Annotated in this window: 15 protein-coding genes; 4 read left to right on the forward strand and 11 right to left on the reverse strand. The window is 59.7% G+C overall.

What is annotated here, in order from left to right; all coding sequences use genetic code 11:
• Positions 1-39: 39 nt before the first annotated feature.
• The 3 genes from GOW60_RS14715 to GOW60_RS14725 form a co-directional block, all read right to left on the reverse strand.
• Complete coding sequence (locus tag GOW60_RS14715) at positions 40-567, reverse strand: hypothetical protein (RefSeq protein WP_171119774.1); 528 nt, start codon at positions 565-567, stop codon at positions 40-42.
• Positions 564-1,337 carry a GNAT family N-acetyltransferase gene (locus GOW60_RS14720; protein WP_171229848.1) on the reverse strand — a complete coding sequence of 258 codons (774 nt, stop codon included), beginning with the start codon at positions 1,335-1,337 and terminating at the stop codon, positions 564-566. The genes GOW60_RS14715 and GOW60_RS14720 overlap by 4 nt, the downstream gene beginning before the upstream one ends.
• 68 nt (positions 1,338-1,405) lie before the next feature.
• Entirely contained in the window at positions 1,406-2,131 is a 726-nt protein-coding gene (locus GOW60_RS14725; protein WP_171229849.1) for a 16S rRNA (uracil(1498)-N(3))-methyltransferase, read from the reverse strand.
• A 12-nt stretch (positions 2,132-2,143) separates the two neighbouring features.
• Here GOW60_RS14725 and ubiA point away from each other — a divergent pair, with 12 nt between their 5' ends.
• The 3 genes from ubiA (at position 2,144) to GOW60_RS14740 (ending at position 5,430) form a co-directional block, all read left to right on the forward strand.
• Positions 2,144-3,106 carry a 4-hydroxybenzoate octaprenyltransferase gene (gene ubiA / locus GOW60_RS14730; RefSeq protein WP_171229850.1) on the forward strand — a complete coding sequence of 321 codons (963 nt, stop codon included), beginning with the start codon at positions 2,144-2,146 and terminating at the stop codon, positions 3,104-3,106.
• A gap of 64 nt (positions 3,107-3,170) precedes the next feature.
• Entirely contained in the window at positions 3,171-5,108 is a 1,938-nt protein-coding gene (locus GOW60_RS14735) for an OmpA family protein (protein WP_171229851.1), read from the forward strand.
• A 1-nt stretch (position 5,109) separates the two neighbouring features.
• Positions 5,110-5,430: a hypothetical protein gene (locus GOW60_RS14740; protein WP_117870533.1), complete on the forward strand. Its 321-nt coding sequence runs from the start codon at positions 5,110-5,112 to the stop codon at positions 5,428-5,430.
• A 21-nt stretch (positions 5,431-5,451) separates the two neighbouring features.
• Here GOW60_RS14740 and GOW60_RS14745 read toward each other — a convergent pair whose 3' ends face one another.
• From GOW60_RS14745 to pgsA, 4 genes are all read right to left on the reverse strand, one after another.
• Positions 5,452-6,660 (reverse strand): PLP-dependent aspartate aminotransferase family protein, encoded by a 1,209-nt coding sequence (locus GOW60_RS14745; RefSeq protein ID WP_171229852.1) that lies wholly within the window; start codon positions 6,658-6,660, stop codon positions 5,452-5,454.
• A 112-nt stretch (positions 6,661-6,772) separates the two neighbouring features.
• Positions 6,773-7,216 carry a molybdenum cofactor biosynthesis protein MoaE gene (locus GOW60_RS14750; RefSeq protein WP_152456740.1) on the reverse strand — a complete coding sequence of 148 codons (444 nt, stop codon included), beginning with the start codon at positions 7,214-7,216 and terminating at the stop codon, positions 6,773-6,775.
• Positions 7,217-7,219: 3 nt separating this feature from the next.
• On the reverse strand, positions 7,220-7,465 hold the full coding sequence (gene moaD, locus GOW60_RS14755) for a molybdopterin converting factor subunit 1 (RefSeq protein WP_171119782.1): 246 nt from the start codon (positions 7,463-7,465) through the stop codon (positions 7,220-7,222).
• A 3-nt stretch (positions 7,466-7,468) separates the two neighbouring features.
• Positions 7,469-8,137, reverse strand: coding sequence for a CDP-diacylglycerol--glycerol-3-phosphate 3-phosphatidyltransferase (gene pgsA, locus GOW60_RS14760; RefSeq protein ID WP_152456738.1), 669 nt, complete (start codon positions 8,135-8,137; stop codon positions 7,469-7,471).
• 173 nt (positions 8,138-8,310) lie between these two features.
• On the opposite strand from pgsA, the gene GOW60_RS14765 reads away from it, so the two are divergent.
• A complete protein-coding gene (locus GOW60_RS14765; RefSeq protein ID WP_171229853.1) occupies positions 8,311-9,195 on the forward strand; it encodes a DMT family transporter in 885 nt (294 codons plus the stop codon).
• On the opposite strand, the gene uvrC is transcribed toward GOW60_RS14765, so the two are convergent.
• From uvrC to GOW60_RS14785, 4 genes are all read right to left on the reverse strand, one after another.
• Positions 9,192-11,054: an excinuclease ABC subunit UvrC gene (uvrC, locus tag GOW60_RS14770; protein WP_171229854.1), complete on the reverse strand. Its 1,863-nt coding sequence runs from the start codon at positions 11,052-11,054 to the stop codon at positions 9,192-9,194. The two genes, GOW60_RS14765 and uvrC, sit on opposite strands and share 4 nt — an antisense overlap.
• Before the next feature lie 290 nt (positions 11,055-11,344).
• Complete coding sequence (locus GOW60_RS14775) at positions 11,345-12,124, reverse strand: SDR family oxidoreductase (RefSeq protein ID WP_171229855.1); 780 nt, start codon at positions 12,122-12,124, stop codon at positions 11,345-11,347.
• Positions 12,125-12,145: 21 nt separating this feature from the next.
• A complete protein-coding gene (locus GOW60_RS14780) occupies positions 12,146-13,108 on the reverse strand; it encodes a calcium/sodium antiporter (RefSeq protein ID WP_171229892.1) in 963 nt (320 codons plus the stop codon).
• Positions 13,109-13,279: 171 nt separating this feature from the next.
• On the reverse strand, positions 13,280-14,077 hold the full coding sequence (locus GOW60_RS14785; RefSeq protein ID WP_171229856.1) for a S49 family peptidase: 798 nt from the start codon (positions 14,075-14,077) through the stop codon (positions 13,280-13,282).
• Positions 14,078-14,150: the final 73 nt, after the last annotated feature.

Here is a 14,150-nt window from a genome sequence, read left to right on the forward strand (position 1 = left end):
CTGTCTTTTGGCCAGTCGTGGGGGCAAACCGCGCCGGTGTCAATGCAGCCGAAGGTGTGGAGGGCGCGAGGGCGTACGCTCCCAAATCACGACCGGATGGGCCGATCCACCGTTCAGTTCGGCCAGCATATGCTCGGTTTTCAGGCCCGGAAGTGCCGAAAAGACATCGAACAGCGCCTCGGCCCCTTCCGCATTCACAGGAATGTGAAGCACCGCCTGACCCGGTTGTTCCAACACCCAATGCGCCGGCGTCGAGGTCGGATCGAGCGCCAGCCGCTCAATCTCGCGCGTGGCGATGATGCCGCCATCCAGTGGGCCGAAATAGGTGATCTGACCTTCATCGACGGTCACGACACCCTGTCCGCCAGTGCCGGTTCTGAACCGCGCGCGCTGCACCCCGATCACCGCTAGGGCGATTGCGACAGCGACAAGCAGCCAGCCGATCCACCCCAGCAGACCACCGGGCCCGTTGATCCAGCTGAGACCGAGGATCAGGACAAACCCGGCAACCAGCACTTCGCGCCAGCGCCACAGGGCCAGTTTTGCCTCGGGTCGGATGAAACTCATGACAGCACCTTTTGTGGTGTTTGCAACAGGGCGATCCGATACCAGCCGACCTGCTGAAACCCCATCGCTTCATAGGCTCGCGCGGCAGGTGGATTGTTGGCGAACAGGATGGCCGCGTTCGCGCCCTCGGTCCTCGCCTTTTGCAGCACAGCCGTTGTGACCTTGCGCCCGAGTCCACAATTTCTGTTCTCGCGCGGCACAAATACACCGCCGACCTGAACCTGATCCCGGACTGATGCATTGATGGCGGCCATGGCTACGGGGGCGTCGTCTTCCAGCATGACAATCGCCCTGCCTGATTGAATATCGGTGGTGATCCGATCGGAGGCCATTTCACGCGCCTCTTGCCCTTTGGCCTGGTCGGTATCCTCGAAGTAATCCGCAAACCAACGCGTCAGTAACGGCCGGTATGCCTCGGACAGGGCACGAAATGGAATCGGTGCCTCTGGGATTTCGCCCAGATCCAGGCGGTACAGGGGTTCATCATGATGCAGGCGATAACAGGCCTGTCCAAGCCCTAGCGCGTCCAATATCATCTCAACCTGTTGTGCAGCCCCTGTCATGCCCAGAACGATCTGACCTGCGATCCGACCCGCAAATGCCTGAGCGGCCTCTGGCGAACAATCGGGCAGTTGCGCCATCAGGTAGCCCTTTTTGGTCAGGCCAAATACGCCTTGGATGCGATCCTGCCCCCAAATGAAGAACCGGGTGGAGTGGTCATCGTCTCCAAATCCAATCCCGTGCGCCAACAGGTTGCTGCGCAGAAACATGGAAGTATCGGGATGTTTGGCCAAAAACGCCTCAATGGCCGGGGCATTAGACGGCGAGGCTTCTTGGATCACGCCCAATCCCCCAGCGCCTGCTGCCACATGGTCAATGCAGCCACCGCTGCCGTGTCGGCCCGCAGGATACGAGGGCCAAGGCTGACCACATGCGCGAATGGCAACCCTGTCAAACGCGCGCGTTCCTGGTCCGAAAACCCGCCTTCCGGGCCGATGAGAATTGCCCAGGGCCGTCCTTTTTCATTGGCGGCCAGTCGCAGGGCCGATCCAACCTCGGCTTCGTTGCAGAACATCAGTTGCCGATCTTCGGGCCATGCATCCAGCAGCCGATCCAACCGCTGCAAATCGGCAACCTCGGGCACGAAGGTTCCGCCGCACTGCTCGGCCGCCTCGACCGCATGGGCCTGTAGGCGGTCCTGACGAATGCGTTCGGAATTGGTGAACTCGGTCTGAACAGGAAGGATACGCGCCGCACCCATTTCGGCGGCTTTTTCCACGATGAAATCGGTGCGGGCCTTTTTTATGGGCGCGAACAGGAACCACAGATCCGGTGGCAACTGCAACGGTTTCGTCTGTTCAATACAGGTCAGCGTCCCGCCGCGTTTTCCCGCCTCGGAGACTTCGGCCAACCACTCTCCGTCCCGCCCGTTGAACAGGGCGACCTGCCCTTTGACCGCAAGGCGCATGACACCAAAGAGGTAGTGCGCCTGGTCGCGCGTCAAAGGAACCGATTGCCCCTGACCCAAGGGCTGCTCTACATACAGTCTGATCTTCGCACTCATGAGACCCTACATATGCAAGGCAATGCCCCAACACCAGATGGCCAAGTCGCCGATGCCGTCAGCGGCAACTGGGTCGACACCCGTGCCCCGGCCTTTGCCCGCCCCTATCTGCGCCTCAGCCGCGCGGACCGACCCATCGGGACATGGCTGCTGCTGATTCCCTGTTGGTGGGGGCTGGCTCTGGCGATCCTGCATGATGGGCAGCCGCGTTGGGAAGATCTGTGGATCGCCATGGGATGCGCATTTGGGGCCTTCCTGATGCGGGGCGCCGGTTGCACGTGGAATGACATTACGGATCGGGAATTCGACGGGCAGGTCGAACGCACACGCTCGCGCCCGATTCCTTCGGGTCAGGTCAGTGTCCGGCAGGCCGCGGTCTGGATGGTCCTGCAATGCATTCTGGCGCTTGGCATCCTTCTCAGCTTCAATCAGGCGGCGATCGCAATGGGTGTTCTGTCCCTGCTGCCCGTGACGATCTATCCGTTTGCCAAACGGTTTACCTGGTGGCCTCAGGTGTTTCTGGGGCTGGCCTTCAACTGGGGCGCCCTACTGGCCTGGGCGGCGCATAGCGGTTCCGTGGGATGGCCAGCGGTGACGCTTTACCTGTCTGGAATCGCGTGGACCCTGTTCTACGATACCATCTATGCGCATCAGGATGCCGAGGATGACGAACTGATCGGCATCAAGTCAACCGCCCGTCTGTTCGGAGCTGATACAGCGCGGTGGCTGAAGTACTTTTTGGTGGCGACCGTGTCGCTGATGGGGCTGGCCATCGTCGATGCAGGGGTGCCGGATGCCTCGATGCTGGCATTGGGTGTTGCGCTCTGTGGGCCTTGGGCAATGGGCTGGCACATGATGTGGCAACTCCGCGCGCTGGACATCGAAGACAATGCCAGACTGTTGCAATTGTTCAGGGTCAACCGCGACACTGGCTTGATTCCGCTGATCTTCCTCTGCGTCGCCCTGTTGCTCTGATTGCACCTGCTGAACGCGGCCTGTAAAGATCGGCCCAACCGCCTGAGGAGTGTCAAACCCAAATATGCGTCTGCCGTATTTTATCGTTGTTTCCCTGATCTTTCTTGTATCAGCCGGGCTGTCGCTTTTGGCAGCCAGCTATGCCGTCACAAAGATCGAAGAGACATCGGAGTTCGCCGTGCGCCGGGCGCTTGACCTCAAAGGGCACGACTGGGCCGAGGTCGAGTCAGACGGCTTGCGCGTGGTTCTGACCGGGATTGCACCGGACGAGGCGACACGTTTCAACGCACTGACCGCAGCCGGAACCGAGGTCGATGCGTCCCGCGTAATCGATGAAATGGAGGTCGAAGCAACCTCTGCCCTGGCGCCGCCGCGCTTTTCAGCGGAAATTCTGCGCAATGATCACGGCATCTCGATCATCGGCTTGATCCCCGCCAGCGAAGACAGAGATGACCTGATCAGAAGGCTGAGCAACCTCGACCCCAACATCGCAGTTTCGGACCTGATGGAAACGGCGAATTACCCCAAGCCCGACGGTTGGGATGCCGCGATATCATATGCCATCGAGGCGTTGGCCAGCCTGCCGCGTGCCAAAATTTCCGCGAATGCCGATTTGGTCAAAATCACCGCCATTGCGGACAGCCAACAGGAAAAACAACGTCTCGAACGCGATCTGACCCGCGCCGCGCCGCCCAGCCTGCGGATCGGGCTGGCGATCTCGGCGCCTCGTCCCGTCATAACGCCCTTTACGCTGCGTTTTCTGATCAACGAAGACGGTGGGCAATTTGACGCCTGTTCGGCACAGGATGCAAAGGCACGCGACCGGATCGTGACCGCTGCGCGCGATGCCGGGTTGTCCGGGCCATACTCCTGCACCATCGGCCTGGGCGAGCCCTCACCACGCTGGCCCGAAGCCGCCGAGAAGAGCATTCAGGCACTGGCCAGAATCGGCAAAGGCTCGGTCACGATGTCGGATGCGGACATCACCCTGGTTGCGGCGCAAGGCACGGATCCAGCCTTGTTCGACCGGGTTGTAGGTGAACTTGAAACAGCGTTGCCTCAGGTCTTTGCCCTGCATGCCGTGCTGCCGGAACCTGAAACCAGCGAACAGACCGGACCCGTCGAGTTCTCGGCGACCCGCAGCCCCGAAGGGCTTGTGCAACTGCGAGGGCGTCTGGGGGATGAAACGTTGCGGGACATGGTCGACAGCTATGCCCGCGCGGCCTTCGGCTCGGATCAGGTCTATACTGCGACCCGCATCGCGCCGGGGCTTCCGGCAGATTGGCCGGTGCGTGTTCTAGCCGGCCTCGAGGCGTTGGCCCAGCTTCACAACGGGGCCTTGACCGTAACACCAGGCTCGGTCGAACTGACCGGCCTCAGCCATGAAGAGGATGCCAAAGCCCGTATCGCAGGTCAGTTGTCGGACAAGTTGGGCGAAGGGCAGGAATTCACTCTGACGATCACCTATCAGCCTCCACCGGAGCCCGAAGACGCGCTGCCCGATCCTGAAGTCTGTGAAGCGCAGATCGCCGAAATCCAGACCGTCAGCAAAATCGCGTTCGAACCCGGATCGGCAACGATCGCATCCGACTCGCGCGATACGGTGAACCAGATCGCCGACATCCTGCGTGACTGCGGGCCGATCCGGCTGGAGATCCAGGGCCATACGGACAGCCAGGGCCGCGAAGAGATGAACCAGCAGCTCAGCCAGGCACGGGCGCAATCGATTCTGAACGAGCTGCGCGGGCGGCGCATTCCCACCAGCAGCTACACTGCCGTTGGATACGGTGAAACACAGCCCATCGCGGACAACGACACCGAAGAAGGCCGCGAAGCCAACCGGCGGATCGAATTCCGGCTGATTCGTCCCGAGCCTGTCGAAGCCTCCGAAACAGGCCTCGAAGCGCTCGAGGCTGAGGCCGAGGTTGGGGCTGAGGCTGACGCGCCTGAAACGGATCAGACCGAATCGACCGCACCAGACACGGACGCAGAGGACCAGTAAGTTGAACAGAACCGAATTCATCATCGCCACAGCCGTCATTCTGTTTGCGGCCTTCTGCATGGGCTGGTTTGCCAACTGGCTGGCACACCGCCTGTCCCGCGTCCGCCAAAGCGACGTTGCCGATCTGGATCGCATGAGCCAGGAACTGCACGAAGCGGAAGAAACCCGCGATCAGGCCATAACCTATCTTCAGCAACGTGAAGCCGAGTTGACCAATCAGCTGACCCAGACAGAGGCAGAGCTGGCCGCAGCCATGGACGGTCTGCGCGCCGCGCGGCAAGAGGCCGAGGAAATGCGCGGTCGGATCAACAACGCCGACTGAGAAACCGCCTTCCCGGACGGCTCACAGGACCTGCGCCAAATCTGCGATCAGGTCTTCGGGGTCTTCCAGACCAACCGACAGCCTGAACACGCCGTCGCCTGCGTAATCCCGGTAACTTGCCAATTGCGCCCGTTCCAATCGGAAGGACGATTGCATCAAAGCTTCGGTTCCCATCCAGAATATCAGACTGCGATGGTGGCCAAGCGACACGGCATAGTGAACGATCCGGAGTTTATCGATCATCTGCTGGGCCAGTGCCTCGCCTGTTGCGTGATCACCCACCTGAAAAGCGATCATTCCGGATGTGTTGCGCATCTGTTGTTGGGCCAGCTCGTATTGGGGATGCGACTTCAGCCCCGGATAGATCACTCTGGTCACGCGCGCGCGTGTCTCAAGCCAATCGGCAACGACAGTGGCTCCTGCCTGATGCGCTGTCATCCGCAGCGGCAGAGTGGCCATGCCCCGCGCGATCATCCACGCGTTGAAGGGGGACATGATGCTGCCGTGGTGGATCGCGGATTCGGTGCGGATTTTCGCGATCAGGTCCTTTCGCCCGGCCACCGCACCACCGATGGCATCACCGTGCCCGCCGATATACTTGGTCACCGAATGCATGATCAGATCAACGCCCAGCTCTTTGCTTGGCTGACCAAGCGGAGACGCAAAAGTCGCATCGCAGGACAGCAACGCCCCCGCGCTTTTGGCAATTGCTGAAATCGATGCCAGATCGGTCAGACGACCGATCGGGTTCACGGGTGTTTCCGTGTGGATGAGACGCGTGTTCGGCCTGATGGCTGCTGATACCGCCGAAAGATCGGACATGTTGACCGTGCTGACATGGATCCCCAGACGCGGCAGCGTGTCCCGCGCCAGCTCTGCCACGCCCGCGTAAGAGACGTCGGAAACGATCAAATGATCCCCGGCAGACAGGAACGTCAGGAAGATGGCGGTGGCCGCCGCCATACCGGACGCCAGACACAGGCAATCTTCGGTGCCTTCCAACATGCTGATCTTGGCTTCCAGCGTCCTGACGTTGGGATTGGCCCAGCGCCCATAAAGATAAGGGGCTTCTTCCTCCAGATCGTGGGCCGAAAACCCCGCCACCTGATCCGTGACGAATGTCGAAGACATATGCAGGGCCGGCGCAGACGCACCGCTGGTCGGGTCCGGGGCTTCGCCCGCATGGATTGCCCGTGTCGCTAGGCCCTTGTTTCTCAGCCCGTCATGCATTCCGCCATCCTCCTGATCCACTTGCGCAGATTTAGCGCAGGCTCGTGATCCGGCGTCCAGAGAAGAATTGAAACCGCTCGGTTTCCAGAACCACCGCGGTGGGCGCGCGACGCTACCAGCGGGTCAGAGCGTCTTCGTCCTGATCTTTGGCCGCAACCCATTCGGCGCCGGAACGGGTAATTTCCTTTTTCCAGAACGGTGCGCGGGATTTCAGGTAATCCATCAGATATTCGGCCGCCTCGAACGCGTCCTTGCGATGCGGGGCCGCCGTGGCCACCATCATGATGCGATCCCCCGGAACCAAGCGTCCAAAACGGTGTATGACCAGCACGTCACCCAATGCCCAACGCGCCTGCGCCTCTTCGGCGATCTTGGTCAGGGCGCGTTCGGTCATACCGGGATAGTGCTCGATCTCCATCACATCCAGATCACCGCTCGCCAGGTCACGCACAACGCCGGTGAAAGTGACGATGGCGCCGTTGGAATCATCCCCGGCGGCAAAGGCATTGGCCTCGGCCCCCAGATCAAATGCCTCTTCCTGAACCGCGATCCGCATCGGTCAACCGCCCGTCATCGGTGGGAAAAACGCAACTTCCCGAACACCTGCCAGCGACGCATCGAAATCCGACAACTCCTGATCCAACGCAACGCGTAGCGCGGACAGATCGGCAAATGCCGCGGCATAGCGCTCTTCCCGAGCGCTCAGTTCAGTCACCAATTCGCTGACCGTGGCTGCTTGCGTTTCGACCTTTTCCTTTGGCAAGCCGATGCGTTCGCGCACCCAGGCGAAATACAGAACATCCATCGGTTAGCTCTCCTTCAGATGAGGCATGGCCTTACGTAGATAGTCATAGCCGGTGATCAATGTAAGCGTTGCCGCAATCCACAACAGCCACAGCCCGACCTGACCCGCCCAATACATGCCATCGACATTCAGGCGCAGGTGGTTCACGTCGTCGACCTGACCCGCAATGATCTGCTCGACCAGCTCGGCATCCATGCCAAAACTCGCCATCACGGCATAGTGCTCGAAGATACCCTGCGAAAACAGAACCGCGATGGCGACCATCTGGGCCGTGGTCTTCCATTTGGCCAGTTTGGTGACTTTGAGCGTCCCGGCCACATCGCCCAGATATTCCCGCAGGCCCGAGACAAAAACTTCGCGAAACAGGATCACGGTTGCAGGAAGGACTAGCCACGGCGTCCAGTGCTCGGTCGAATAGCCCACAAGGATCATAAGCGCGATCACCACCATGGCCTTGTCGGCGATCGGATCCAGCATCGCTCCGATTTTGGTCTCCTGCTTCCATGCGCGGGCCAGATACCCATCGAACCAATCGGTAATCGCCGCCGACAGGAACAGGATCAGTGCAAACCAGTCCGCATAGGGACGGGTGAAATACAGAAACATGACTGCCAGCCCGGGCGCGGCCAGCAGGCGCAGAACGGTCAGGAGATTAGGCAAATTCCACTTCATGGCTTGGACCCTATATCGCCGGTCCGGGACAGAAAAGCCAATCAGACAAAAAACTGCATCACTCACAAACGCTTGGTCAAAGCGCCGCAGGCCCGACGTCTCAGAACAGTACCTCTTGGCCTTTCCCAGCTTTGCGGTCAGATTGCCGCGCAAGCCCAGCCGGAAAGTACCAGATGACAGCGCATATTCAAACCGACACACGGTCGAACATGATCGGCAGCCTCTGGATGGTCGCCGCGATGGCCGGTTTTGCGCTGGAGGATGCGTTACTGAAGGCAGCTTCAGCCGCGCTGCCGATCTGGCAGGTCCTGGTTCTTTTCGGCGCGGGCGGGTCGGTGATTTTCGCTGCGGTGGCCCGGGCCCGTGGGCAGCGGCTGCTGCAACCTGACGTTCTGTCCCGCCCGATGAAAATTCGGGTGCTGTTCGAGGTCTTTGGTCGGTTGTTCTATGTTCTGGCCATCGCACTGACGCCGTTGTCCTCGGCCACGGTGATCCTGCAAGCCACGCCTCTGGTCGTTGTTGCAGGCGCCGCGTTGTTCTTTGGCGAGACAGTCGGTTGGCGGCGTTGGAGCGCTATCTTTGTCGGCATGATCGGCGTTGTCGTCATCCTGCAACCCACCGGAGACAGCTTTTCGCTGCTGTCGATACTGGCGGTGCTGGGAATGCTGGGATTTGCCGGACGTGATCTGGCCAGCCGCGCAGCACCTGCCACGCTTGGAACCGAAGTCCTGGGGTTCTACGGCTTCCTCAGCATCATCGTGGCCGGCGTGGCCTATCGGTTTTGGGAGGGCGCGCCGATTGCACCGGTTGGCCTTCACACCAGCCTGCATCTGATCGGAGCGGTGCTGATGGGCGTAATGGCCTATGCGTCGCTGATGAAGGCGATGCGCACCGGCGAAGTGTCCGCCGTGACCCCGTTCAGATACACCCGGCTGTTGTTCGGCATCGGGCTTGGCGTAGCCATGTTTGGCGAGAGGCTGGATCCCAACATGTGGATCGGCAGCGCGCTGATCGTCGCGTCGGGCCTATATATCCTGTGGCGGGGCCGGCAAGCCTAGCCCTTGTCGTGGAAGAAATCGTAAACCTTCTGCGCCAACCCGGCCGAAATCCCTTCGACCGCTTTCAGATCGGCCAGATTGGCCCGGCTGACGGCTTTGGCGCTGCCGAAATGGGTCAACAGAGCACGTTTGCGCGCAGCCCCTACCCCTGGGATTTCATCCAACGGCGTTGCACCCACGGCCTTGGCGCGTTTCGCACGATGGGTGCCGATGGCGAACCGGTGCGCTTCGTCTCTGAGGCGTTGAATGAAATACAACACAGGGTCGTTGCGTTTCAGCGCAAAGGGGCGCTGGCCGATCCGGTGAAACTCTTCCTTGCCGTGGTCGCGGTCGACCCCCTTGGCGACGCCGACCATGGGAATGTCTTCGACCCCATGTTCGACCATGATCTGATGCACCGCGCTTACCTGCCCTGCGCCGCCATCAATCAGCAACAGATCGGGCCACAGCCCTTTGTCACGGTCCGGGTCTTCCTTTTGCAGTCTGGTGAAGCGGCGGTTCAGTACCTCTTTCATCATGCCGAAGTCGTCACCCGGTGTCAGGTCATCACCGCGAATGTTGAACTTGCGGTAAGCGTTCTTCATGAACCCCTCGGGGCCGGCCACGATCATGCCGCCGACAGCATTGGTGCCTTGAATATGAGAGTTGTCATAGACTTCGATCCGTCCCGGCGGACCATCCAGATCGAACGCCTCGGCCAGCCCGCGCAGCAACTTGGCCTGCGTGGCACTTTCCGACATGCGGCGGGCCAAAGCCTCGCGCGCGTTGCGCAAGGCACCGGCAACAAGTTCCTGTTTTTCGCCACGCTGCGGCACAAGGATTTCGACCTTGCGCCCGGCTTTCTCAGACAGCGCGTCCTGCATCAGATCCACGTTTTCGATTCCGTCCGACAGGATCAGCTGACGCGGCGGCTCCTTGTTGTCATAGAACTGGCCCAGAAAGGCCTCCATCACCTCGGCTGGTGAAACATCCGGGCCGACGCGGGGATAGAAATCCTTGTTGCCCCAGTTCTGGTTCGCACGGATGAAAAACACCTGCACGCAGGCCTGACCGCTGTCCATATACAGGCCGATCACGTCCGCCTCGGCCACACCGCGCGGATTGATGCCCTGAGAGGTCTGCACCTGCGTCAGAGCCCGGATGCGGTCACGCAGACCGGCGGCGCGTTCGAACTCCATCGCCTCGGATGCGGCCATCATCTGCTCGGCCAGTTCCTCCTGCACCTTGGTCGAGCGGCCCGACAGAAAGCGTTCAGCGTCCTTCACGCTTTCACGGTAATCCTGCTCCGAGATCAGGCCGACACACGGCCCGGAACACCGTTTGATCTGATACAGAAGGCAAGGCCGCGTTCGGCTGTCGAACATCGAATCCGAGCAGTTGCGCAGCAGGAACGCTTTTTGCAACTGGTTCAGCGTCCGGTTTACCGCACCGGCACTGGCGAAGGGGCCGAAATAGGCGCCTTTTTCCTTCTTCGCCCCGCGGTGTTTCTTGATCTGCGGAAAGTCATGATCCTTGGCGACCAGGATGTTCGGAAAGCTTTTGTCATCCCGCAACAATACATTGTACTTGGGTTTCAGCTGCTTGATCAGGTTCTGCTCCAGCAGCAGGGCCTCGGTCTCGGTTCGCGTCGTCAGGAACATCATCGAGGCCGTCGCGGCGATCATCTTTTCGATCCGCCCCGAATGACCCGGCCGTGTGTAATTCGACACCCGTGCCCTGAGATTTCGGGCTTTGCCGACATACAGAACCCGGCTGTCTGCATCGAGCATGCGGTAAACGCCCGGAGAACTGTCCAGCGTTTTTACATAGCGCTGAATGCAGGCATAGCCGGTAGGGGATGATTCGCCGTCGGTGGTCATGACCCTGAGATATGATTCTCTGGCAATGGCTGCAATCTCACGCCTTTCAGATCAAGAGAAAACAAATCCACGGTTTCTGTGGATAAGTGTGAAGATAAAATTCCGGAAGATCGGAAATCCCCTTGTTTCCTTGCCTTTTCCTTTACTTGCACAAAAAATAGGCAACTTATCAAGTTGTTGTTTTTAAACATTATTTTTTTGCATACTTAGCAAGTGTATGAAAAAAAAGACATTTTTGTAACGCGCGTGTAACACAATTGAGAGCGGTGCAAAACTTGCAGCAGAATTACCTATTCTACACCCAGAACATCCGGAGTTTTCCAACCCAGATGCTGACCACCGTCCACGCATAAAAGCTGTCCGGTGACCGCGTGTGCGTCCAGAAAATACCCAAGTGCTGCGGTTATGTCAGACGGGTTGGATCCCCGCTCCAGAACGGTATTTGAACGCTGTGCCTGGAAATGCTCTTGGCTTTGGCGGTGGCCTTGCATCGTCGGGCCCGGCCCGATCGCGTTGACACGGATCGTCGGAGACAATGCCTGCGCCGCCGTTCGGGTCAGTGCCCACAAGCCCATTTTTGCAATGGTGTATGACATGAACTCGGGCGTCAGTTTACGCACGCGCATGTCCACCATGTTGACGATAAGGCCGGTTGCAAGCGGTTCGCCATTTTCATCTGTTCCGGCGCTCAGCCCCTGACCTGCCATGGCCTGCGTCAGCACAAAGGGCGCGCGCAGGTTGCTGTCGAGATGTCGATCCCAGCTTTGCCGGGTTGCCGTGCGGATGTTGTCGTATTCAAAGATCGATGCGTTGTTCACCAGACACGTGATCGGCCCGCCCAGCGCCTCGGCCGCTTTGGGCAGCAGCGCCTGAACCTGAGCTTCGTCCAGCAGATCGGCCTTCAGGGTCACGGATTTCCGGCCCAGGGCCTGTGCCTCTGCCGCCGTCTCCTGCGCCGGACCTTCGGATGAGGCGTAATGCACGGCCACATCGAAACCTCTATCTGCCAGATACAGTGCCATGGCCCGGCCCAGACGAATACCGGCGCCGGTGACTAGGGCTCGGGTCATGCTTCACCTCGTTTGGTCAGATCACACCAGCAGTACGATGACATAAAGCACATAAAGGAAAGTCAACACCAACCCCCAGACGCGCGAGATGTCGCGTTTGAGGAATACAAACGGAACCAGCAGCAGCGATGCGCCCAGCATGACCCACAGATCGAACCTAAGGAATTCCGGATCGACCGGAATGCGGCCGAACCAGGTTGCGATCCCGATGATGGCCAGAAGGTTGAACATGTTCGAACCGATCACGTTGCCCAGCGCGACATCGGCCTGTCTGCGCAATGCCGCCATAAGCGTCGTCGCCAGTTCGGGCAAAGAGGTTCCAACCGCGATCAGGGTCAGGCCGATGACCGTTTCGCTGACCCCATAGGTTCTGGCGATGACGGTCGCGTTGTCGACCAGCAAATGAGCGCCCATCGGAAGCCCCACCAACCCCAGGATCAGGTAAATCGATACCTTCCAGTAGGGCATGTCAGGGTCGGCTTCCTCCAAGCCTTCAAGCTCGTCGTCATCCGCGCAAGCCTCACCACAGGCCTTGCGATGTGCTTTCGCCTCACGAAAGGCAGTCATCAGGACAAGACTCAACGCCGCCAGCAGGATCAGACCGCTGAAGAATGTGAATGTTCCGCAAAAAGCCAGCCCGATGAACAGAACCGTCGCCATCAGCATGAAGACGTAATTCCTGCGGCTGTCACATTCACTTGTGTGAAGCGTTGCCAGCAATGCGGGCAGTCCAAGAACCAACAGGATGTTGGCCGTGTTCGATCCGACAACGTTGCCCAGCGCAATACCGGGCGCGTTCTCTTTCACTGCGCTGATGGCGATCAGCAACTCGGGCGCAGACGTGCCGAAGGCCACAATCGTCAGGCTGACGATCAACGCCGGCACACCCAGGCGCAGGCTCAGGTTCACAGCACCGCGCACAAGCGCATCGCCTGCAAGCAGCAGGATCAACAGCCCAAGACCAGACAGCAGCCAAGTGGTGATCAAGTCCGACCTCCTTTTTCGCAGGCACAAGGGCCTTTGCCTATGCGAAACCGTCCGCAGCGCGGACACTTGGCGGAACTCAGTTTCTTCTGCCCCGGAAAGCGCAGTTTACCGAACATCGCCAGGACACCCATGCCGATCAGAAAAAGTGTGACAGCCTTGATGATCACGTCACAAACCAAAACGCGCGTAGGCCGCACGCTCCTCTAATCCGGCAATGGCATCCTGTGCAAGGTTGGCCCCGAACCGCGACCAGATCGGTTTTCGAACGCCATAACGGCGGAACTTGACCTTGTCGCCAAAGCGTTCCTGCATTTTGGGTTTTAGATGGGCGATACCGTCGATCAATCCCAGTTCATGCGCGCGACGCGCCAGCCAGACTTCACCCGTGAACAGATCGGCACTGTGATCCAGCTTGTCACCCCGGCGGGCTTTGACATGCGCGATGAAGTTTTCGTGGATGTCGCCCAGCAGCTTTTGCAAGCGCGCCACATCCTCTTTCTTTTCCGGCGAAAAGGGATCCAGCATCGATTTCGATTTGCCCGCTGTATGGACGCGCCGCTCGAACCCCTGCCGCGCCAGGAAGACATGCGCGCCAAAACCTGCCGAAATGACTCCGATCGAGCCAAGAACCGAACTGTCGTCGGCCCAGATCTCATCCGCGGCGGCCGCCAGCCAATACCCTCCGGATGCCGCAACATCTTCGACAAACCCGATCACGGGCACGTCCAGCTCTTCCGACAAGCGCCGAATTCGGGCGCCAATCAAAGAGCTTTGTACAGGCGACCCGCCCGGAGAGTTGATCTCGAGCGCGACAGCCGCAGGTTTACCCTTTCGAAACGCCTTGTCGAGAACCGGGGCCAGGGTGGTATCGTTCAAGGACCCGCGACCGGCCATTCCAATGGAACCGGACAAACGGACAACGGCCACGCAAGGGTGCTTTTTTACGAACGGCAGGCTGAGCTTCATGGGTGCCGATGTAGAGTGCCCCCAACCCGTAAACAAGGGACTCTGCCGGCGTTAAACGCGACGTGAACCAAAT

The organism is Ruegeria sp. HKCCA4008, assembly GCF_013033125.1.
GTDB lineage: Bacteria > Pseudomonadota > Alphaproteobacteria > Rhodobacterales > Rhodobacteraceae > Ruegeria.